The sequence below is a fragment of the Demequina sp. genome (assembly GCF_049841215.1).
In the GTDB taxonomy this organism is placed as follows: domain Bacteria; phylum Actinomycetota; class Actinomycetes; order Actinomycetales; family Demequinaceae; genus Demequina.
This window is the reverse complement of the sequence record NZ_JASGEO010000005.1, coordinates 201,528-224,227: the sequence shown is the minus strand read 5'-3', so window position 1 is coordinate 224,227 and position 22,700 is coordinate 201,528. Positions and strand designations below refer to the sequence as shown.

Here is a 22,700-nt window from a genome sequence, read left to right as displayed (position 1 = left end):
TCCTTGAGGCTGGGAGGATGCGATGACTGACACGCGCCCTGCCGCCTCGTCCGGCCGTTCCTTCCTGCGCAGACCCGCGCGCGAGCACACGGCGATTGACGGTGTGCTCGACACGTACCACCGGATGTACCCCAAGGCCAAGACGGCTCTCATTGAGCAGGCGTACGCCGTGGCGAACGTCGCGCACGAGGGTCAGCTGCGCAAGAGCGGTGAACCGTACATCACCCACCCCATCGCGGTGGCGCAGATCATCGCCGATCTTGGGCTCCCGGAGTCCGTCATCGCTGCCGCGCTGCTGCACGACGTGGTGGAGGACACCGAATACCCGCTCGAGCGCATCGAGCAGGAGTTCGGCGCCGAGGTGGCGATGATCGTCGACGGCGTGACCAAACTGGACAAGGTCAAGTACGGCGACGCGGCGCAAGCGGAGACGGTGCGCAAGATGGTCGTGGCGATGGCCAAGGACATCCGCGTGCTGTTGCTCAAGCTGTGCGATCGCCTTCACAACGCGCGCACGTGGGAGTTCGTGGCGCCGGAGAGCGCACGCAAGAAGGCCCAAGAGACCCTCGAGATCTACGCGCCGCTTGCCCACCGCATGGGTCTCAACGCGATCAAGTGGGAACTCGAGGACCTGTCCTTCAAGACGCTGTATCCCAAGATCTATCAAGAGATCGTGGATGTGGTCACGGACAGAGCCCCGGAGCGCGAGAAGTATCTGGACCAGGTGCGCACGGAGATCGACAAGGATCTCAAGGCCATGAAGATCAAGGCTGAGATCACGGGCAGGCCAAAGCACTACTACTCGGTGTATCAGAAGATGATCGTGAGGGGCCGCGACCTCAACGACATCTACGACCTCGTCGGCATCCGCATCCTCGTGGACTCCGTTCGGGACTGCTACGCAGTGCTGGGCGCGATGCACGCGAGGTACCAGCCGGTTCCCGGCCGGTTCAAGGACTACATCGCGATGCCCAAGTTCAACCTCTACCAGTCGCTTCACACCACGGTGATTGGGCCTACCGGCAAGCCTGTTGAGCTGCAGATCCGCACGTGGGAAATGCACCGTAGGGCCGAGTACGGCCTCGCGGCGCACTGGCGCTACAAGGAGACCGCGCGCAGCGGCGTGAGCGCGGACAGTGCGGCAGACATGGGTTGGCTGCGGCAGATCGCCGATTGGCAGCAAGAGACCGCGGATCCAAGCGAGTTCCTCGATTCGCTGCGTGGAGAGATATCCCGTGCCGAGGTGTACGTCTTCACGCCGCGCGGAAAGCTGCTGTCGCTGCCCCAGGGTGCAACCCCAGTCGACTTCGCATATGCGGTGCACACAGAGGTTGGCCACAAGACCATCGGCGCGCGCGTCAATGGGCGCCTCGTGCCACTTGACTCGCGGCTTGAGAATGGCGACACCGTCGAGGTGCTGACGAGTTCCGATGAGAACGCCCACCCCAAGCGCGATTGGCTCGAGTTTGTGCAGTCAACGAGGGCGCGCAACAAGATTCGCCAGTGGTTCACACGAGAACGCCGCGAAGAATCGATCGAGACGGGCCGCGACATGCTCGCGCGGGCCATCCGCCGTCAGCACCTGCCGATGCAGCGTCTCATGAGCAAGTCCACTCTCTTGGCCCTTGCCAAGGAGATGCACTACGAGGACGTGGACGGCCTTTACGCGGCCATCGGCGAGCACAAGGAGCAGGCGAGCGACGTCGTCGCGCGCATGACCGAGGCCGTTGGCGGCGATGAGGGCGCCGACGAAGACGTCACCGAGATCACGCGCCCAGGCATCCCGCAGCGCTCGCGCAGGGGAGACCCCGGCGTTTCCGTACACGGCCTCACCGACGTCGTGGTCAAGCTCGCCAAGTGCTGCACCCCCGTGCCGGGCGACCCCATCCAAGGCTTCGTGACGCGCGGCTCTGGCGTGTCCGTGCATCGCACCGACTGCGAGAATCTCGCTCGCCTCAAGGACCAATCGGAACGCCTCATCGATGTGCAGTGGACCGGGCAGTCGGAGACCACTTACCTGGTGCAGATCGAGGTGGAGGCGCTCGACCGCAACCGCCTGCTGAGCGACGTCACGAAGGTCCTCTCCGATCACCACGTCAACATCCTGTCGGCGCAGGTCGCCACCACGAAGGACCGCGTCGCATGGTCCAGCTTCTCCTTCGAGATGGCGGATCCCTCGCACCTTGGTGCCGTGCTCGCCGCCGTGCGCCGCATCGAGGGCGTATACGACGCGCACCGCATCTCTGGCGGCAAGCGCTTCTAGAGCCCCTCTAGCGCCTCCACGAGCGACAGCACGCGCGCTCGCCCCCTCGTGCGCACGTCGCACGTGGTTGCCAGACCTCTCACCTCGCGTGCACTCGTCTCGCCTCCGCGAAGGGCCGACGCTACGGCTGGCAAGGCGCTCGCCGTAGGAGAGTGCCACAAAGCGTCTACACACGCCCTGGCGAGACCTACTACGCGAGGTGAGCCAGCGTCGGGCACTCCCAGAAGCGAACCGGCATGCAAGCGCACGGGAGGGCTGCCGGGAACGGGGATTGCCCTGTGCGCGCCACGCGCCGCCACGACGTCGAGCATGCGCGGCGCGCGTGCGTAACCTTCGAGCCATAGCGCGGCGAGGCCCGTGAGCCACGCGTGGCGAGGCACCAGGTCACGTACCAGGTGCGCGCGCAGCGCCCGCGTCGATGGGATATCCGCCGGAAGTGCCCACGCGCCAAGGACCTCGTGGATCACTCCGTCGCGGGCCAAGCGATCGAACGCGATGGCACCAACAACGGTGCGTTCCACGAGCAGCATGGTGCCCAGTATGGGCGGGGCGCGCGTGACGCGTTAGCTGCCTGTGGATAGGGGCGTTAGCCCTCGATCTGCTTGAGCCACGCCTTGCGGGCGTCGAGAGACTCCTTGAGAGTTTTCTTCTCCGCAGGGGTCTTCGCCGCAGCGAGCTTGTCCTCGAGGTCAGCGATGGCCGCGTGCAACTGGGCGGTCGCACCCGATAGCCGAGCCGCCAGCTCGGGGCTGCTCGAGTTCCACGCGCTGTCTTCGGCATCGCGAACGGCTCGCTCCACGGCCCCGATGCGCTTGGACAGTGCACTGGCCTCCGCCCGGGGAAGCCTGCCCGCCGCCTCGAAGGCGTCCTGAGCGGACCGCAACGTCGACTTGGCTGCCGCGAGATCCTTGATGGGAAGAGCGCCCTCTGCAGCCTTCACCGCGGCCTCCGCTGCCTCGATGTTGGGGGCAAGCGCCGCCTCTTCGGCCTCCGCCTGCGTGCGGCGGGCGTTGAAGAATCCGTCCTGGGCCGCCTGGAATCGCTTCCAGAGGGCGTCGTCAACACTGCGGCGGCCTCGTCCCGCCGCGCGCCACTCGTTCATGAGGTCGCGGAATTCGCGAGCGCCCTTCTCGAAGTCGCCGCTCGCGGTGAGCGCCTCCGCGCGCGCGACGAGGGCCTCCTTGCGCGAGGCGACGGCCGCATTGGCCCCGTCAACCTCGTTGAAGTGGTGCTTGCGTGCCTTCTCAAACGACGTGCGGGCGTGCGTGAATCGCTTCCACAGCTCGCGTTCCACGTCCTTGGGAATGCGGGCGCCATCTCGCTGGGCTTCCTTCCAGGAGTCCAGCAGCGAGCGCAGTTCTGTGGTGTCGTTCTTCCAGTGCACGGACGCCACGGGTGCGGCGGCGATCTCCTCTGCTCGCGCCACGATCTGCTCACGGCGCTCTAGCGCCTCCGCGCGGGCCTTGCGGCGCTCTTCGGCGAGCGCGTCGCGCGCGGCGACCGCATCCGCCTCGATCGGCGTGAACTCGGCGCGCAGCGCCGCGAGGTCGCCAACCACCTTGGGCTCGGCGAGCGCCGTGCGAATAGTGGCAAGAGCGTCGTCGATGTCCTTGATGCTGAGTTCGGACGCCGTGAGGCGGGCGCCGAGGCGCTCCACGCTTGCCTTAAGGTCAAAGTAGGCGCGCACGTAGGGCGTGAGGGGCTCGTCGCCCTGAGCCGGACCTACCTCGTGGGTGTCCTTGCCATCCTTCACGCTCACCACGTCGTCTGCGACCGTGCCGAACGCGGCGGCCGCGGCCTTGTCCTCGTCACTAACGTCTGCAGCAACCGGCACCTTCACGGGGTGCGTGGCGTGCGCCGCGACGACGGCGGGGCTAGGGGCCTTGAACGAGCCCGGCTTGGGAACGGGGCGGGGCTTGGGGGTGGCGGGAGCGGCCTCGGTGGCCGCGGCGGGCGTGGTCTCGCTGGCGTCTTGCGAGCTCATGGGTCACCTCTTGGTTGATGACGGACATGGCTGGCACGCGCCGTTTCGAGGTGGGTACCAGCCGGGACAACGTCCCAACAATACCCAGCCTGCGCGGCCCGGTGCCCACCGGCCCTCGTGCTCGATGGAACAATGGCCGCATGTCGCGCGTCACGCCACTTTCCGGTTTCCCCGAATGGAGCCCCGCCGAGCGGGTTGTTGAGGCATCTCTTATCTCCACCTTGCGGGAGGTCTTCGCGTTGCATGGCTTCGCGGAGATCGAGACGCGCGCCGTGGAACCCGTGGCACGTCTGGCTGGCGACTCGGACGCCGCAAAAGAGATTTACGCGCTCACTCGGCTTGCCGCCCAGGAAGGGGCCGACGCTCGGCTTGGCTTGCACTTTGATCTCACCGTGCCCTTTGCCAGGTACGTAGAGGAGTTTCAGTCCAAGCTCGCCTTCCCATTTAGGCGATACCAGATCCAGAAGGTGTGGCGCGGAGAGCGCCCACAAGAGGGCCGCTATCGCGAGTTCTATCAGGCGGACATCGACGTGGTAGGCCGCGACGTGCTTCCGGCCCACATCGAGGCGGAGGTGGCTGTTGTCATGGCGCGCGCCCTCGCGGCGCTGCCGATCCCTAAGGCCACCATGCACATCAACAATCGCCGCCTCGTCGAAGGCTTCTACCGCTCAGTGGGAATCGAGGATGTCGCGGGAGCACTGCGGTCCGTCGACAAGTTCGACAAGATCGGCGCGGACGGGGTGCGCAAGGAGCTAGGCGAGAAGGGCGTGAGCGAGACGGCGCAGGATGCCGTATTGGAGCTCGCCAAGATCCACTCTCGCGACACCTCGTTCGTGAACGCGATCGAGGACCTGTGGGAGACCACGTTCACCACAGGCGACGAAGCCGCCGAGAAGGTGTTCGCGGAAGGCATTGCGGAACTCGCGGCGCTCGTGAGCGCCGTCAATGCGGCCGTGCCCGGCACCGCCGTGGCGGATCTGCGGATTGCGCGTGGCCTCGACTACTACACGGGTGCCGTCTACGAGACCGTGCTTGAGGGCCACGAGGACCTGGGCTCCATCTGCTCCGGCGGCCGCTATGACTCTCTCGTGGCAGGCGGCGGGTTCCCCGGCGTCGGCATGTCTATTGGTGTGTCCCGCCTGGTAAGCCGCGTACTGGGGGCTGGACTTGCGAGCGCAACCAGGGCCGTGCCGTCGGCCGTGCTTGTTGCTGTGACGAGCGAAGACGACCGCCGTGCATCCGACGAGATCGCCGACGCGCTGCGTGCGAGGGGAATCCCTGCCGAGGTGGCGCCGAGCGCCGCGAAGTTTGGCAAGCAGATTCAGCACGCGGAGCGGCGCGGCATCCCGTTCGTGTGGTTCCCGGAGACCGGCGAGGTCAAAGACATTCGTTCGGGCGTGCAGGTGCCAGCGGACGTACGTAATTGGGAGCCGCCTGCAGAGGATCGTTGGCCGCGCACGGTGCGTGCCTGAAACGGTGCGGTCCCAAAACCCCGCGCGGCTAGACTGGTCCCTGCTCTTCTCGCTGTTTCGAAAGGCTCAACCGTGCTCCGCACCCATCTCGCAGGATCCCTCCGCGCCGCAGACGCCGGCGCTACCGTCACGCTCGCTGGCTGGGTAGGCCGGCGCCGCGATCACGGCGGGGTGGCGTTCATCGATCTGCGCGACGCCTCTGGCTTTGCTCAGGTGGTGCTGCGCGAGGACATCGCCCACGAGCTGCGCAACGAGTTCGTGGTGCAGGTGACGGGCGAGGTGCGCTTGCGCCCAGAGGGTTCCGCGAACCCCAACCTGGAGTCGGGTGAGATCGAGGTTGTTGGCACGTCTGTGGTGATTCTGAACACCTCAGCGCCCACGCCGTTCCCCATCGACGAGCACGTCACCGTTGGCGAGGAGGCGCGCCTCAAGCACCGCTACCTGGACCTTCGCCGCCCTGCGCAGCGTTCCGCGATTGTGTTGAGGTCGCGTGCCAACCAGGCTGCGCGTCGCGTCCTTGACCGGCACGACTTCCTTGAGATCGAGACGCCCACGCTGACGCGCTCCACCCCCGAGGGTGCGCGCGACTTCCTGGTGCCAGCGCGCCTGGCGCCGGGCTCTTGGTACGCGCTGCCGCAGTCCCCCCAGCTGTTCAAGCAGTTGCTCATGGTGGCCGGCATGGAGCGCTACTACCAGATCGCGCGCTGCTACCGCGATGAGGACTTCCGCGCGGACCGCCAGCCGGAGTTCACGCAGCTCGACATCGAGATGTCGTTCGTGGACCAGGATGACGTAATCGCGCTCGGCGAGGAGATCGTGCGCGAGCTGTGGGCGCTCATCGGCTACGAGGTGTCCCTGCCCATCCCGCGCATCACGTTCGCGGACGCGATGAACCGCTTTGGCTCGGACAAGCCGGACCTGCGTTTTGGGCTTGAGCTCACGGAGCTGACGTCGTACTTCGCCTCGACGCCCTTCCGCGTCTTCCAGGCGCCCTACGTCGGTGCTGTGGTCATGCCCGGCGGCGCCTCGCAGCCCCGAAAGACGCTCGACGGCTGGCAGGACTGGGCCAAGCAGCGCGGTGCGCGCGGCCTCGCGTACGTGCTGGTTGGCGAGGACGGTTCCCTTGGGGGGCCTGTCGCCAAAAACCTGTCCGACGCTGAACTTGCGGGCCTCGCGGAGGCAACCGGGGCGTCGGCCGGCGACTGCATCTTCTTCGCGGCGGGGGAGAGGGACGCCTCCCAGGCGTTGCTTGGTGCCGCGCGTAACGAGATTGCGCGCCGCGTGGGCCTCATCGACGACTCCCGCTTCGAGTTCGTGTGGGTCGTGGACGCGCCGCTGTTCAAGCCGGTGAAGTCCGACGACGACGACGTGGCGCTCGGCCACTCGGCGTGGACCGCAGTGCACCACGCGTTCACGTCGCCAAAGCCCGAGTTCCTCGACACGTTCGACACCGACCCCGGCCCGGCGAACGCCTACGCGTACGACATCGTGTGCAACGGCAACGAGATCGGCGGCGGCTCTATCCGTATTCACCGTCGCGACGTGCAGGAGCGCGTTTTCACGGTCATGGGGATTGGGCCGGAGGAGGCGCAGGAGAAGTTCGGCTTCCTGCTTGACGCGTTCCAGTACGGGGCGCCGCCGCACGGCGGAATTGCGCTGGGCTGGGACCGCGTGGTGATGCTGCTCGGCGGCTTCGACTCGATTCGCGACGTGATCGCGTTCCCCAAGTCCGGTGGCGGCTACGACGCGCTCACAGATGCGCCTGCTCCCATCACGCCGGAGCAGCGTGCAGAGGCCGGCGTGGACTTTGTGCCGGAGGCCGAAGAGGAGCCGGCACAGGCGTAGCCCGCGGCGAAAGCGCCCCTGCGGCACAGAGCGCGTCGCATAAGCCCGATGCGACCTGTTCGCTACCGCCAGCGCGCATCATGCTGCCCGCCAAGGCGCATCGTGCTCACTGCTAGGGCGCATCGTGCTTCCCGCCATAGTGGGTCACGGTCGCGGCCAGCGCCCAAGGTTCTGCGGCGTAGCCAACTCCGCCGTGGCCCACGCCGAAAGCGCCCCTGCGGCACGCAACGCGTCGCAAGAGCCGGATGCGACCTGTTCGTTGCCGCCAGGGCGCATCGTGCTCACGGCTAGGGCGCATCGTGCTTCCCGCCAGAGTGGGTCACAGTAACGGTAACGGCCAGCGCGCATCGTGCTCGCGGTCAGCGCACGAAGCGACGCTTGATGCGCCCAAGGCGCCTGCGGGCGCGCTGCGGCAGCGTCTTCTCTGCCTCCGCGAGCCGCGCGGTGAGGCGCGCGTTCTCTGCGGTGAGCCGGGCCGCGTCCTTGCGGAGCTTTGCGGTCTCTTTGCGCAGTGCCACGAGTTCTGCCCGCACCCGCGCCTGCTTGGCTGCGAGGCTCCCGGCGAACGGTGGCTTGACCTCGCCGCCAAGGCCCTTGCGTGCCACAAAGTCATCGATAGACCGGATGAGGCCGGGAACTACAGGAGATTCGCTCCCGATCTCTTGCGCGTATTCAAGGTTTTCAAGCTGAAACTCGAGCCCATTGCGGTTCGCGATGCGCAGATTGCCCACAGCGGTGGGAAGGTCCGTCTCGGGGAACACCGTGAAGTCCTCCAGCACGCCGAGCAGCTCCAAAGCCGTCATGGTCCGCAAGCACTTCTCGCACCGCCCGCAGTTGTACTGGCCCTTGTTCTGCCAGCACACGCGCAAGTGCCGTTGAGCAGGCCCCTCATGGCTGATGGTCTGCGTCTTCGTCACACGTGAGGCGTCCGCGCCGTCGTGAATGAAGGTGAGCCGTTCCGTGGACCACAAGTGGTCAACGAGAACGTGCGATCCCCACGGAAACATCTGCTTCAACGAGTGCGTCGACGGAATGTACATGGTTCCTACGTGACCCTGAAGGATCATCCCGATGCTCGCGAGAGCAGGGCCGTGGGCGATGAGCCCCCAGTTGACTTCCTTGTCGGTGAACCACTTGAGGTTGGTGCTCAGGAAGGTTGCTTCCTTGCCGTAGTCGCTTGCCACCGCACTGATCGTTGACTTCACCGTGCGGCTCATGACGAGGTTCGCAAGCGGCACGTCGAAGCCGTCCACGTACAGCACCGCGTCGAGCGCATCCTTGTGCTTGACGAGAGAGTAGAACGAATCCACGCCTCCCGTGAAGCATGAGACCGTGCGGTTACCTTGCGGCGCCGCGCTCACCGCCTCCGCGGCCGTGATCTCCACGCGGGTCAGGACGTCGGGGTACCAATCGGCGTAGATCGACTGGATCTGGGGCAGGGCCTCGAGCAGTTTTGCACTCACGGGCGCGTCTATGACGATGTTTTCGCCGCGCGCCATCGCCACCGGGAGCATCGAGGCGAGGAACGCGTCGCCAATGGTGTCAGGGGAGGTCTGGTACGCCTGGGGCACGCGGAACCACAAGTACGGGCTCATGTCCCCAAAGGTGAGTTCGGCCTCAACCGTGTACCCGCCGTCGGCCTCATTGACGGTCGGCAGCGCGATGCGAAAGTCCACATTCCCTCCGAGTTCGGAAGTCAATGTAGCGCACGCTTAGGCGCCTCAGGTGGGCGACAGGGTTACGCCTTCTTCGGGGCCACTGTGCGCTTTGCCTTGCGCCATGCGCGCGTGGGCAGGCTGGGGTTTGACGACTTTCCCTTAACCTCGGCGCGCAGCGCCGCGGTCTCTTTGGTGAGGCGCGCGACTTCCTTGCGAAGGCCCGCAACCTCCCTGCGCAACGCGGGAACGTACGCCGCGCGGCTGCCGGCGTACGGCGTGGGGGCGGGGCCGGTGGCGCCTCCGCTGCGCTTCTGGAAGTTCTCCACGGCCGCGGTGAGCGCGGGCACGGCAGCAGACGTGCTGCCAATGAGTTCCGCATACTCCAGGTTCTCCAACTGGAACTCGAGACCGTTCTGGCCGGAGATCTTGAGGGCGCGAAGGGCGGCCGGCAGGTCCGTCTCAGGAAAGACGGTGAAGTCTTTGAGCGCGCCCATGATCTCAAGCGCCGTCATCGTGCGCAGGCACTTCTCGCACTGACCGCAGTTGTACGGGCCCTTGTTCTGCCAGCACACTCGCAAATAGTTGAACGCGCTTGGCTCAGTGCTGATGGCAAGCGTCTTGTCGATGCGCGAGGCGTCCGCGCCGTCGTGCACCACGGTAAGGCGGTCGGACGTCCACAGATGATCAAGCATGACGTGCGAGCCCCACGGGAACATCTGGCGATACGAGTGCGACGACGGGATGAGCATCGTGTCGAAGTTGCCCTGCAGGATGAGGCCCGCGCCTGCGAGCGCCGGCCCAACCGCAACGAGACCCCAGTTGGCCTCGCGATCGGTGAAGCCCTTGAGGTTGGTGGCGAGGAACACCGCGTCCTTGCCGTGGAAATCGGCAACGGACTGCACGGTCTCGTGCACCTTGCGTGCGAGCACGATGTTGCCGAGCGGCACGTCGAACCCATCCACGTAGAGCACCGCGTCGAGGTCGTCCTTGTTCTTGACGAGCGTGTAAAAGGAGTCCACGCCACCCGTGAAGCACGAGAAGGTGCGGTCAAGACCGCTTGGCTGCGGTGTCACCGCGGCCTCCACCTCGATGCTCACGCGCTTCATGACCTTGGGGTACCACGAGGCGTAGATCGCCTGAATGCTCTCGATGCCCTCAAGGAGCTTCGCGCTCACGGGAGCGTCAATCACGACGTCTTCGCCGCGCCCCATGGCGACGGGAAGCATCGACGCGAGGAACGCATCGCCGATCGACTCCTCGCTGGGCGCGTACCTCTCCGGCACGCGGAACCACACGTGCGTGCTCGATCCACCGAACGTCAGCTCTGACTCGATGGTGATGCCGTTGTTGTCCTGATTGATAGCAGGCTTGCCGATCGCGAATGTCACGTCGCCTCCAATTTCCTCAGGACACGCTACTCCGGTTGGCGCCCAGTACGGCACACGCAGGGCCACCGTGGCGCGCCGCCCACGTAGGCTTGCGGCGTGGACCTCTTCGACGCGCAGGCGACGTCTGCCACGGGCGTCCCCGAGCCAGCCGCCAACGCGCCACTCGCGGTGAGAATGCGCCCCCGCGAGCTTGGCGAGGTGGTTGGCCAGGAGCACCTCCTCGCGGACGGCTCGCCTTTGGTACGCCTCATTGGGCCCGACGCCGCGGCAGCTTCGATTGTCCTGTGGGGTCCTCCTGGCACGGGTAAGACCACGCTCGCCTACCTCGTTGCCGGCAATCGGCGCTTCGTTGAGCTCAGCGCCGTCACCGCGGGGATCAAGGACGTGCGGGCGGTCATTGACGATTCCAAGCGCCGCATCGCCACCGGCGAGCGGGAAACGGTTCTCTTCGTTGATGAGATTCACCGCTTCACGCGCACGCAGCAAGACGCGCTGTTGCCCGCCGTGGAGAACCGTTGGGTCACTCTCATTGGCGCAACTACAGAGAACCCGAGTTTCTCCGTGGTGGGCCCGCTGCTGAGCCGCAGCTTGTTGCTGACGCTCAAGCCGCTTACCGAAGACAGCGTTCGCACCCTTCTCGACAGGGCCATCGATGACGAGCGTGGGCTCGCGGGCGCCGTGGCAGTGGAGGAGGAGGCCAAGGACCACGTCGTTCGCGTCGCGGGCGCCGACGCTCGCAAGGCACTCACGCTGCTCGAGGCGATCGCGGACGCCGCTGGACCCGGCGGCACGGTGACGAGTGAACTCGCGGAGCGCGCCATGGACGCCGCGCTCGTCGCCTACGACAAGTCCGGCGATCAGCACTACGACGTCATCAGCGCGTTCATCAAGTCCGTGCGCGGCAGCGACGTCGACGCCGCGTTGCATTACCTGGCGCGCATGGTCGTGGCGGGGGAGGACCCGCGGTTCATTGCGAGGCGCCTCGTTATCCTCGCGGCAGAGGATGTGGGCCTCGCAGATCCGCAGGGTCTCGTGGTTGCGCAGGCCGCTGCGGACGCCGTGAGCTTTATCGGCATGCCGGAGGGCCGCATCGTGCTCGCCGAGGCCACCTCGTACCTTGCCCTCGCGCCCAAGTCCAACCGCTCATACCTGGCCATCGACCGCGCGATCGCGGACGTGCGCGCTGGCCGCGCGGGCACCGTCCCTCCTCATCTGAGGGATGCCCACTATGCGGGCGCCGAGGGTCTCGGCCACGGTAAGGGCTACCAGTACGCGCACGATGCCGAGCACGGGGTCGCGGCCCAGCAGTACCTACCGGACTCCGTTGCGGACGCCATCTACTACGAACCAACGGACCATGGTTTTGAGCGCACGCTGGGGGAGCGGCGGGCGGTAATCCGCAAGCTCCTAGGCCGCGAATCCTGAACACCCCTCCACACACGGCGATCGCCCCTCCACACATTTCCCGCGCTACTCAGGCTCGCCCGGAGTGACGTCCCTGGTAGATCGCCTGGACCTCAAGATGGACCAGCAGATTGTGTGGAGAGGCGATCGCCGTGTGTGGAGGGGTGATCGGCGAGACGGAGTTGGCCGACGGGTTTGCTGGCGTCCGTACGCGCCCTTTGCTACACTTGATGAGCCCTCGCGGGCGGTTGGCTGCTGCTCCCGCGACAATTCACAAGCTTTTTTGGCATACGAACACGCTTGCGCGTTCACCACACTTAAGGATTCACCTTGACTTCAGTTCAGAAGGCACGTCGCCAGGTTCGCCTGTCGCGCAGCCTCGGTATCGCCCTGACGCCTAAGGCCGTCAAGCACTTCGAGAAGCGCCCCTACCCCCCGGGCGAGCACGGCCGCACCGCGCGCCGTAAGGAAAGCGACTACGCCGTCCGTTTGCGCGAGAAGCAGCGTCTGCGCGCCCAGTACGGCCTTCGTGAGAAGCAGATGACCTCCACCTACGCCGAGGCGAAGAAGGAGTCCGGTCTTACCGGTGAGGCGTTTGTCGAGTTGCTCGAGATGCGCCTTGACGCCCTCGTGCTGCGTGCCGGCTTTGCCCGCACGATCCTGCAGGCCCGCCAGACGGTGCTGCACCGCCACATCCTCGTTGACGGCAAGATCGTGGACCGCCCGTCATTCCGCGTGACGCCTGGCCAGACCATCCAGATCAAGCCCAAGGCCGTGACCCTCGAGCCCTACATGGCTGCCGCCGCTGGTGCGCACCGCGATGTGCTCCCCGAGGTTCCGGACTACCTCGACGTCACGCTCGAGAAGCTCACCGCCAAGCTGGTGCGCCGCCCCAAGCGTGCCGAGGTGCCCGTCACGTGTGACGTGCAGCTCGTCGTTGAGTACTACGCACGCTAGTAGGGTTAGTTAGCCACAAGCTATCGCCGCCGAACCCAGGCTTTCGCTGACGGGTTCGGCGGCGTTGCTGTATCAGGAGGAGAACATGCGTACCGCCGAGATTCGTCAGCGTTGGTTGGACTATTTCGAGTCCAACGGCCACGCGGTGGTGCCTTCGGCATCGCTCATCTCGCCGGATCCGTCGTTGCTCTTCACGGTGGCTGGCATGGTGCCGTTCATCCCGTACATGACGGGGGAACAGCAGCCCCCGTGGTCGCGCGCCACGAGCGTGCAAAAGTGCATTCGTACCCCTGACATCGAAGAGGTGGGCAAGACCACCCGTCACGGCACGTTCTTCCAGATGAACGGCAACTTCTCCTTTGGTGACTACTTCAAAGAGGGCGCCATCACGTATGCGTGGGACCTCGTCACGGGCGCCGAATCAGAGGGCAAGTACGGCTTCGACCCCGATGACGTCTGGGTGACCGTCTATCAGGACGACGACGAGGCCTTCCAGTTGTGGCGAGAGATCGCCGGGCTTCCTGAAGAGCGCATCCAGCGCCGCGGCATGAAGGACAACTTCTGGTCCACGGGCCAGCCGGGCCCCGCGGGTCCCTGCAGCGAGATCTACATTGACCGCGGCAAGGACTTTGGCCTTGATGGCGGCCCCGTCGTCGACGAGGACCGTTACATCGAGATCTGGAACCTCGTGTTCATGCAGTTCCAGCGCGGGGCGGGAGAGAAGGAAAACTTCCCCATCCTCGGCGAGCTGCGCCAGAAGAACATCGACACCGGCCTTGGCCTGGAGCGCGTCGCCTACCTCAAGCAGGGCGTCGCCAACATGTATGAGATCGACGAGGTCATCCCCGTCATCCGCAAGGCCGAGGAGCTGAGCGGCCGCGCGTACGGAGCCAACCAGACGGACGACGTGTGGATGCGCGTGGTCGCCGATCACGTCCGCTCTAGCCTGATGCTCATCGGCGATGGCGTTGTGCCTGGTAACGAGGGGCGCGGCTACGTTCTGCGCCGCCTGTTCCGCCGCAGCCTTCGGGCGATGCGCCTTCTTGGCGTTGACGACTCGGTGATGCCGGAGCTGCTCACCACGAGCCGTGACGCCATGAGCCCCTCCTATCCGGAGCTCGCCACCGACTTCGACCGCATCAGCGGCATCGCGTACACAGAAGAGGACGCGTTCCGCCGCACCCTCGCGAACGGCACCGTCATCCTCGACACCGCCGTCGCGAAAGCGAAGAGCGCGGGCTCGAAGAGCCTGCCCGGCAAGGACGTTTTCCAGCTTCACGACACCTACGGCTTCCCATTCGACCTCACGCTCGAAATGGCCGCAGAACAAGGCCTCAGCATTGATGAGGCCGGCTTCCGCGCGCTCATGCAGGAGCAAAAGGACAGGGCACGGGCCGACGCTAAGGCTAAGAAGGGCGGGCACGCGGACACCGCGGTGTATCAGGACCTACTCACTCACGGTGCCACGCACTTCCGCGGCTACGACGAGCTTCAAGCCTCCGCGCAAGTGGTGGCGATCATCAAGGACGGCGTGACGGTTCCGGCCGCCCGTGTGGGCGAGACGGTTGAGCTGGTGCTCGACGAGACCCCGTTCTACGCCGAGTCAGGTGGCCAGGACGCCGACACGGGCACGATTCGTGGCCAGCACGGCACGCTCAACGTCATCGACGTCCAGAAGCCCGTCAAGGACCTCATCGTGCACACGGTGACCATTGAAGAGGGTGAGATCGCGCAGGGTGACCCCGTAGCCGCGGAGGTTGACGTGATCAACCGCCGTGACGCGAGCCGCGCTCACTCCGCAACGCACCTCATTCACGCCGCTATCCACGAGACCCTCGGCAAGAACGCGAACCAGGCGGGCTCCTACAACAAGCCCGGCTACATGCGCCTCGACTTCTCGTGGACTCAGCCGGTGAGCCACGAGACGCGCCAAGACATCGAGGGAATCGCCAACCGCACGATTCGCGAAAACCTGCCCGTGACCACCACGGTCATGGCGCTCGACGAGGCCAAGGCGCTCGGCGCGATGGCGCTGTTCGGCGAGAAGTACGGTGATCGCGTGCGCGTGGTGGAGATCGGCGGCCCGTTCAGCCGCGAGCTGTGCGCCGGCACCCACGTGGGCTCGTCGAGCGAGATTGGCCTAGTGTCCGTGACGGGCGAAGGCTCCGTTGGCTCCGGTGCGCGCCGCATCGAGGCGCTCGTTGGCGCCGACGCGTTCAAGCACCTCGCCGCTGAACGCGCCATTGTGAGCGAGCTCAGCAGCAGCCTCAAGACCCAACCTGGTGAGCTCGTTGGCAGGGTGGAGAGCCTCGTGAGCCGCCTCGCGGCCACCGAGAAGAAGCTCGCGGCCTTCGAGGAGCAGGCCGCGCTGCGCGCCGCAGAGACCCTCGCCGCGGGAGCCACCGTGATCAGCGGCGTCAAGGCCGTAGTCGCGGTTGCGGACGGTGCGAGTGGAGACACCCTGCGCACCCTTGTCTTGGACGTTCGTGCGCGCCTCGGCGAGGGCGAGCCGGTTGTGGTTGCGCTGTTCAACGCGGGCGACAGGCCAAGCGTGGTGATCGCCACCAACGGCGCCGCTCGCGACAAGGGTTTCGCCGCCGGCGACCTGGTCAAGACCGCAAGCCAGATCCTCGGCGGTGGCGGCGGCGGCAAGGCAGACGTTGCCCAGGGAGGCGGCACGGACGTCACCAAGGTGCCCGACGCTGTGGCGGCTATCGAGGCCGCGCTGGCTGGGCGCGGCTAAGGATCCATGGACGCAGGAGTGCGGCTTGGAGTCGACGTCGGATCCGTGAGGATCGGCGTCGCAGCAAGCGACCCCGACGGCATCATGGCGTTCCCCGTGGAAACCGTGACCACCGGCGAAGGTGACGCCGAGCGCGTGGCCGCCATAGCGTCGGACAGGAACGCCATCGCCATCTTCATTGGGCTTCCCAAGACGCTCAGGGGCGGTGAGGGAACGAGCGCGGCGATGGCCGAGGAGTTTGCGAGGAGAGTTGCGGAACTCACCAGCGCCGACGTTCGTTTGATCGATGAGCGTTTCTCAACGACGACCGCTTCGCGCGCCCTGACGGGTGCGGGGAGGTCGGCCAAGAAGCAGCGCCAGGTCATCGACCAGGCAGCCGCGGTGGTGATCCTTGAGAGCGCACTAGACGTAGACAGACGAGGGAATCTGGGTATTGTGACCAAGAGGATTCCGCACGAGGGAAACAATGACTGATCTCTTTGAGGCTGAAACTGCCACGACCACGACGCTCGACTTGCGTCGGTTGCAGCGCAATAAGCGCCGCGCAACCCGCCGCAAGTGGACCCTTGTGGCCACCGTTGCTGGCGTCGTCATCTTCGCCCTTGGCGCGTCCGTGGCGTACAACTTCGTAGGCACGTTTGAGCGTTCCAAGACTGAGATCGCGGACTACACGGGCACGGGCCAGGGCACCATCCAGGTGGTGGTGAATTCCGGGGACACCGGTGCGGACATCGCCACCACCCTCATGGACTCCGGCGTCATCGCGTCCCGCCAGGCCTTCCTCCAGGAGTGGAACGCCAACCCCGATTCGCAGTCGATCGTCCCCGGCTACTACTTCATGCATCGCGAGATGAAGGCCGAGTACGCGCTGCAGTCGCTGCTTGACCCTGACAACCGCGACCTCAAGACGGTTTCCGTTGCCGAGGGCTCCACGCTCGAGAAGTTCTACGAGCGCATCGCCGCTGGTACTGGAGCGAGCATCGAAGATGTGCGGGCTGCCGCGAAGGACACTGAGGCGCTGGGCCTTCCCGCGGAGGCAAAGGGCAACCTTGAAGGCTGGCTCTTCCCCGCGAAGTACGACTTCAACCCCGGCGTGACCCCCACCGAAGTGCTCACCACGATGGTTGCCAAGACGGTCACGATCCTCGACAAGTACGACGTCCCCGCCAAGAAGCGCGAGGCCGTGCTCACCGAGGCATCGCTCGTGGAGCGCGAGGCCAAGCTTGACGAGGACCGCCCGCTCATCGCGTCGGTCATCAACAACCGCATCGAGGACGGCATGCCGCTCGGATTCGACTCCACGCTCAAGTACATCCTCCCGGATGCGGGCGCGGTGCTCACCAAGTCAGAGCTGGCCACGGACTCCCCGTACAACACGCACCTCAACACGGGCCTGCCGCCGGGTCCCATCGCGAGCCCCGGTGAGGAGTCGATCGCTGCCGTGGTCAACCCCGCGGAGACGGACTACCTGTTCTTTGTCACCGTGAACCTCGACACGGGCAAGACCAAGTACGCCAAGACGTACCAGCAGCACCTGAAGTACCAGAAGCAGTTGAACAAGTGGCTGGACGAGCACCCAAGCAAGTAGCCGTTCCTGTGCTTGAATCACGGGGTGCTTGAAACTCGCCGCGCGGCCGTCCTAGGCCATCCCATTGCGCACTCGCTCTCGCCCGTGCTGCATCGCGCCGCGTACCAGGCGCTAGGTCTGCCGTGGCATTACGAAGCCGTTGACGTCGATTCGGGCGGGCTTGCGGCGTTCATCGACGGTCTTGGCCCCGAGTGGGCTGGACTGTCGCTGACGATGCCTCTCAAGGTGGAGGCCGTGCCCCTGATGGACTTCATCGAGCCCATGGCCAAGATCGTCGGCGCGGTCAACACGGTGCTCTTTCAGCGCTTCGCGGATCAGCGCCATCTCGTGGGCGCCAACACGGATGTGCAGGGCATCGTTGCCGCGCTGCGCGAGGCCGGAGTGACCTCCGCGACCACGGGCGTGATCATTGGCGGGGGAGCCACGGCAACCTCCGCGATGGCCGCGCTTGGACAGCTGGGCGTGACGGCCCCCGTTGTGGCGGTGCGCGATCGCTCGCGCGCAGGCGCCCTGCTGCGCGCCGCCACCAAGATGGGCGTCACCATTCGATTTGCCGATCTCACGGAGGCCGCGCAGTTCGCCGGGGGAGCGGACGTCACCATTTCCACCATCCCGGCCGACGCTGGAGGCAGCGTGGGCGCTCAACTCACCACAGCGTCGGGCACCTTGCTAGACGTGGTGTACTCACCGCTTGTGACGCCGCTTGGCGAGGCGTGGGAGGCGGCCGGTGGGGCGCGCGTTGGGGGCGAGCGGATGCTTCTGCACCAGGCCGCGGAACAAGTGAGACTCATGACTGGGCTCAGCGCGCCGATAGAGGAGATGAACGCCGCTCTGGGTGCCGTGTTGAATACCTAACACGGACGTGAAACCGGACCCGCGGCGCTGATAACGTCCCATCCGTACCGATTTGGTGCGATTGGGATTTGCGGGCTGAGGGAGTCTCCGTGAAGCAACTGGGTTCGATCCTCCTGGAGAGCGGTGCGCTCACCGAGGACCAGTTGATGGATGCCATCGACGAGCAGCAGAACCGGGGCCAGAGCCTCGGTCGCACGCTCGTTGAGCTGGGCATCATCAGCGAAACCCAGCTTGTGCGCGCTCTTGCCAGCCAGGTGGGGATGGAGTTCGTCGAACTCGGCGAATACCCCGTTGACCGCACCGCAATCGCCCTGGTTCCCGCATCCGTATGCCGCAGGCACAACGCCATTCCCGTGTCGATCGCCGACGGCGTGTTGAAGATCGCGATGTCGAACCCCGGCAACGTGGTTGCCGTCGACGACTTCCGCACGCTCACGCGCATGCCCGTGGAGCCGCTCGTGGCCACGTACGACGACGTGGTGCAGGCGATCGACCGGTACTGTCGCGCGGACAACGAACTCGAGGGCCTGCAAGAGGAGATGCAGCAAGAAGAGGCGGCAACGTCTCTTGAGTCACTCGACTTCTCCGCAGCGGTGGAGGACGACGCGCCGATCGTGCGCTTCGTGAACCTGCTTATCACGCAGGCCGTGCAGGACCGGGCCTCTGACATCCACATTGAGCCCACGGAGACGGACCTCACGGTGCGCTACCGCATCGACGGCGTGCTACACGAGATGCAGCGGGCGCCCAAGGCGATCTCTGCTGGCGTGACGTCTCGCCTCAAGATCATGGCCGACATCGACATTGCGGAGCGCCGCAAGCCTCAGGACGGCCGCCTCTCGGTGAACCACCAAGGCCGCAAGATCGACCTTCGTGTGGCGACGCTTCCCACGGTGTGGGGCGAGAAGGTCGTCATGCGTATTCTCGACAACTCCACGGCCACGTTGGACCTGGCAGATCTCGGTTTGCGGCCGCACAACTACGATCGCTACGCGGAGTCGTTCACCAAGCCGTACGGCATGATCCTGGTCACCGGGCCTACCGGTTCCGGTAAATCCACCACGCTGTACGCCACGCTCAACCAGGTGTCGCGCCCGGAGATCAACGTCATCACCGTTGAGGACCCGGTGGAGTACCGCATCCCCGGCATCAACCAGGTGCAGGTGAACGTCAAGGCTGGTTTGACGTTTGCGTCCGCGCTGCGTTCCATCTTGCGTTCCGACCCCGACGTTGTGCTCGTTGGTGAGATCCGTGACCACGAGACCGCGCAGATCGCGATCGAGGCCGCACTCACCGGTCACCTTGTGCTCTCCACGCTCCACACCAACGACGCGCCGTCCGCGATGACGCGACTCACCGAGATGGGCATTGAGCCGTTCCTCGTGGGATCGGCTATTGACTGTGTGGTTGCCCAGCGTCTTGCGCGCCGCTTGTGCTCGCACTGCTCCGAGGAGCACACGGGCGTGACGGTGGAGCAGCTGCCCAAGTCGCTTGGCATGCCAGCCGACTACGTGGTGCCCACGCTCATGAAGGCCGTTGGGTGCTCGCGCTGCTCCAACACGGGCTACCGCGGCCGTGTGGCGCTGCACGAAATCATGGTGGTGGACGAGGCCATTGAGCGCCTCACAGTGAGCCAGTCCTCGACCGCTGACATCATGCGTGCCGCGCAGGACGCAGGCATGGAGACGCTGCTCGAGGACGGGTGGGCCAAGGTCGTCGAGGGCACCACCTCGCTCGAAGAGCTGTTCCGGGTGGTGAAGTGATGAAGACCATCTACAGCGCCGTCCGTTTTGCGCCGATACACGTGGCGTCCCGCGCCAAAGCCAAGGGAGGGCCGCGCTCATGACGTACAACCCCGAACCGATTCTTGGGGCGCCTGGTGCGCCTGCTCCTGCACCGGTTGCTGCTGCTCCTGGAGTGCCGGCTCCTGCTGCTCCTGCGGCTGGCCAGTGGGCGCCGATGGACGCTCAGCCTGAGGCTCCCGCCGCAGCCCCGCCGGCTGCTCCTGCCAACCCGCTTGCCGCCGCTGCTGCGGCCGCTGCGGCCGCCGTTCCCGCGCAGCCCGCTGCTGCTCCGAATGCGGGTCAGTCCGCCGCGCAGCGTGCCCAGACCGGTCAGCGCATCGGCATGACGCAAGAGCACCACGAGGACGACATCGACATCAACACGGCGCTTCGCCAGATGGTCGCCCTCGGTGCCTCGGACCTGCACCTGACGGCCGGTTCGCCGCCCATGGTGCGCCTTGACGGCCAGCTGGCCGCGGTAGCCGGCTACGAGCGCATGAAGCCGGACGGCCTGCAGCGTTCGCTGTACTCGATCATCACGCAGGCACAGCGGGAGAAGTTCGAGGAAGACCTCGAGCTGGACTTCTCCCATGCTCTCGTTGGGGAGTCCCGCTTCCGCGTCAACATGTACCGCCAGCGCGACGCCGTGGGCGCCGTGTTCCGCCAGATTCCCTACGAGATCAAGCCGCTTGAGAACCTTGGCATCCCTGCCGCGGTTGCCGGCTTCGCGGGATTACCGCGTGGACTGGTGCTTGTCACGGGCCCCACGGGTTCCGGAAAGTCCACCACGCTCGCCTCGCTCATCGACCTTGCGAACCGCAACCGCGCGGCGCACATTGTGACGGTCGAGGACCCCATCGAGTTCCTGCACCGCCACAAGCGCTCGCTCGTCAACCAGCGCGAGGTGGGAACGGACACCCACTCGTTCGGTAACGCCCTTCGCCACGTGCTGCGCCAAGACCCTGACATCATCCTCATCGGTGAGCTTCGCGACCTCGAGACCATCCAGGTGGCGCTCACCGCAGCAGAGACCGGTCACCTTGTGTTCGCCACGCTGCACACGCAAGACGCCGCTCAGACCATCGACCGTGTCATCGACGTGTTCCCGGCTGAGCAGCAGGACCAGGTGCGCACTCAGCTCGGTACCGCCATCCAAGGCGTGGTCTGCCAGGCGCTTCTTCGCCGTGCCGACGGCCCCGGCCGTGCGGTGGCCGTGGAGGTCATGTTGGCCACGCCCGCCATCCGCAACCTCATCCGTGACGGCAAGACCCACCAGATCTACACCGCGCTGCAGGCAGGTGCGGCGATGGGTATGCAGTCCATGGACCAGCACCTCGCGGAGCTCGTGAAATCCGGAGCGGTTGGCTACGACAACGCTCGTGAGATTTGCCGCTCGGTTGAAGAGTTCAACCGCCTGTGTGGACGGGTTGGAGCGTAATCATGGCTGCTACCGCAACGAAGAGCTTCAACTTCATCGCTCGCGACGCGAGCGGAAACACCGTCAAGGACGTCATGGCCGGCTCCTCCGAGCAGGCTGTTGCCACGCGACTTCGCGAGCGTGGATTGACGCCCGTTTCCGTGACCGATGCCACGCCTACCGGTATGAACATGGAGATCAAGATCCCCGGCATGGGGGAGAAGATCAGCCTCAAGGACGTGGCCGTGATGTCGCGTCAGTTGGCCACCATGATCAACTCGGGCTTGTCTCTGCTGCGCGCGCTCATGATCCTCGTGGAGCAGACGGAGAACAAGGCTCTCGCGGCGATCCTCACCGAGGTTCGCTCCGAGGTGGAGACCGGTCGCTCGTTCTCGTCGGCCCTGGCGAAGCACCCCAAGGTGTTCCCGCCCATCATGATCAACATGGTCAAGGCGGGTGAGGTTGGCGGCTTCCTCGACAAGGCGCTTATCTCGCTAGCCGAGAACTTTGAGAAGGAAGTGGCGCTGCGCGGCAAGATCAAGTCCGCGATGGCGTATCCCATCGTCGTGTTCGCGATCGCGATCATCGCGGCCACCGCCATGCTGCTGTTCATCATCCCGGTGTTCGGCAACATGTTCTCGGAGATGGGCGGCGAACTCCCCGCGCCCACGCGCTTCCTCATGTCGCTCTCCGACTTCCTCAAGGTGGCGATCATCCCCATCATCCTGCTGCTCATCGTGTTCGCCTGGTGGTGGAGGGGGCACAAGAACGATCGCAAGATCCGCGAGTTCTTGGACCCGATCAAGCTCAAGATGCCCGTGTTCGGCAACCTGAACAAGAAGATCGCGCTGTCTCGCTTCTCGCGCAATCTGAGCGCGATGCTCGCGGCCGGCGTGCCGATTCTGCAGGCGCTCGACATCGTGGGTGAGGCGAGCGGCAACGTGGTCGTGGAGCAGGCGTCGCAAGAGATCATGGACGCCGTGCGCAAGGGTCGTTCCATCACGGCGCCCCTACAGGCGAGCCCCGTGTTTCCGCCCATGATGGCGCAAATGATGGCCGTGGGTGAGGACACCGGAGCGCTCGATGACATGTTGGAAAAGATTGCCGATTTCTACGACCAAGAGATCGAATCCACCACCGAGCAGCTCACCAGCCTTATCGAGCCCATCATGATCCTCTTCGTGGGAATCATGATCGGCGGCATGGTCATCACGATGTATCTGCCCATGTTCTCGATTTACGACCAGATCAGCTAGTTGAGTTCGTCACAAATCCATAGTGAAAACAGCAATCTTCCACGAAAGTGGGGGCGTCCGGGCTCCGTGGCCCGGGTGTGAAAGAA

The 22,700-nt window shown here is 65.5% G+C and carries 16 protein-coding genes; 12 read left to right on the top strand and 4 right to left on the bottom strand.

The window, feature by feature from the left end; translation table 11 throughout:
• Positions 1-22 precede the first annotated feature (22 nt).
• Positions 23-2,263, top strand: coding sequence for a RelA/SpoT family protein (locus QM618_RS01900; RefSeq protein ID WP_428094152.1), 2,241 nt, complete (start codon positions 23-25; stop codon positions 2,261-2,263).
• On the opposite strand, the gene QM618_RS01895 is transcribed toward QM618_RS01900, so the two are convergent.
• Positions 2,260-2,793 (bottom strand): hypothetical protein, encoded by a 534-nt coding sequence (locus QM618_RS01895; RefSeq protein WP_428094149.1) that lies wholly within the window; start codon positions 2,791-2,793, stop codon positions 2,260-2,262. The two genes, QM618_RS01900 and QM618_RS01895, sit on opposite strands and share 4 nt — an antisense overlap.
• A 56-nt stretch (positions 2,794-2,849) precedes the next feature.
• Positions 2,850-4,247, bottom strand: coding sequence for a DUF349 domain-containing protein (locus QM618_RS01890; RefSeq protein WP_428094146.1), 1,398 nt, complete (start codon positions 4,245-4,247; stop codon positions 2,850-2,852).
• 140 nt (positions 4,248-4,387) lie between these two features.
• Here QM618_RS01890 and hisS point away from each other — a divergent pair, with 140 nt between their 5' ends.
• Positions 4,388-5,719, top strand: coding sequence for a histidine--tRNA ligase (hisS, locus tag QM618_RS01885; protein ID WP_428094142.1), 1,332 nt, complete (start codon positions 4,388-4,390; stop codon positions 5,717-5,719).
• A 72-nt stretch (positions 5,720-5,791) separates the two neighbouring features.
• Positions 5,792-7,564, top strand: coding sequence for an aspartate--tRNA ligase (gene aspS / locus QM618_RS01880; RefSeq protein ID WP_428094139.1), 1,773 nt, complete (start codon positions 5,792-5,794; stop codon positions 7,562-7,564).
• Positions 7,565-7,923: 359 nt separating this feature from the next.
• Here aspS and QM618_RS01875 read toward each other — a convergent pair whose 3' ends face one another.
• Both QM618_RS01875 and QM618_RS01870 read right to left on the bottom strand, forming a co-directional pair.
• Positions 7,924-9,240 carry a hypothetical protein gene (locus tag QM618_RS01875; protein ID WP_428094136.1) on the bottom strand — a complete coding sequence of 439 codons (1,317 nt, stop codon included), beginning with the start codon at positions 9,238-9,240 and terminating at the stop codon, positions 7,924-7,926.
• A 62-nt stretch (positions 9,241-9,302) separates the two neighbouring features.
• Positions 9,303-10,610 carry a hypothetical protein gene (locus QM618_RS01870; protein ID WP_428094133.1) on the bottom strand — a complete coding sequence of 436 codons (1,308 nt, stop codon included), beginning with the start codon at positions 10,608-10,610 and terminating at the stop codon, positions 9,303-9,305.
• A gap of 96 nt (positions 10,611-10,706) precedes the next feature.
• Between QM618_RS01870 and QM618_RS01865 the strand changes: the two genes are divergently transcribed.
• The 9 genes from QM618_RS01865 (at position 10,707) to QM618_RS01825 (ending at position 22,614) form a co-directional block, all read left to right on the top strand.
• On the top strand, positions 10,707-12,035 hold the full coding sequence (locus QM618_RS01865; protein ID WP_428094129.1) for a replication-associated recombination protein A: 1,329 nt from the start codon (positions 10,707-10,709) through the stop codon (positions 12,033-12,035).
• 309 nt (positions 12,036-12,344) lie between these two features.
• Positions 12,345-12,971, top strand: a complete 627-nt coding sequence (rpsD, locus tag QM618_RS01860; protein WP_428094125.1) for a 30S ribosomal protein S4 — start codon at positions 12,345-12,347, stop codon at positions 12,969-12,971.
• 85 nt (positions 12,972-13,056) lie between these two features.
• Positions 13,057-15,714 carry an alanine--tRNA ligase gene (gene alaS, locus QM618_RS01855; RefSeq protein ID WP_428094120.1) on the top strand — a complete coding sequence of 886 codons (2,658 nt, stop codon included), beginning with the start codon at positions 13,057-13,059 and terminating at the stop codon, positions 15,712-15,714.
• A 6-nt stretch (positions 15,715-15,720) separates the two neighbouring features.
• Positions 15,721-16,188, top strand: a complete 468-nt coding sequence (gene ruvX, locus QM618_RS01850; protein ID WP_428094116.1) for a Holliday junction resolvase RuvX — start codon at positions 15,721-15,723, stop codon at positions 16,186-16,188.
• On the top strand, positions 16,181-17,302 hold the full coding sequence (gene mltG / locus QM618_RS01845; protein WP_428094113.1) for an endolytic transglycosylase MltG: 1,122 nt from the start codon (positions 16,181-16,183) through the stop codon (positions 17,300-17,302). The genes ruvX and mltG overlap by 8 nt, the downstream gene beginning before the upstream one ends.
• 24 nt (positions 17,303-17,326) lie before the next feature.
• The gene (locus QM618_RS01840) at positions 17,327-18,157 is read left to right on the top strand and encodes a shikimate dehydrogenase (RefSeq protein ID WP_428094110.1); all 831 of its coding nucleotides are present in this window, start codon (positions 17,327-17,329) and stop codon (positions 18,155-18,157) included.
• Between the two features lie 89 nt (positions 18,158-18,246).
• Complete coding sequence (locus QM618_RS01835) at positions 18,247-19,920, top strand: GspE/PulE family protein (RefSeq protein WP_428094107.1); 1,674 nt, start codon at positions 18,247-18,249, stop codon at positions 19,918-19,920.
• A 79-nt stretch (positions 19,921-19,999) separates the two neighbouring features.
• Positions 20,000-21,379: a type IV pilus twitching motility protein PilT gene (locus QM618_RS01830; protein WP_428094104.1), complete on the top strand. Its 1,380-nt coding sequence runs from the start codon at positions 20,000-20,002 to the stop codon at positions 21,377-21,379.
• Positions 21,380-21,381: 2 nt separating this feature from the next.
• Positions 21,382-22,614 (top strand): type II secretion system F family protein, encoded by a 1,233-nt coding sequence (locus QM618_RS01825; RefSeq protein ID WP_428094101.1) that lies wholly within the window; start codon positions 21,382-21,384, stop codon positions 22,612-22,614.
• Positions 22,615-22,700 lie beyond the last annotated feature (86 nt).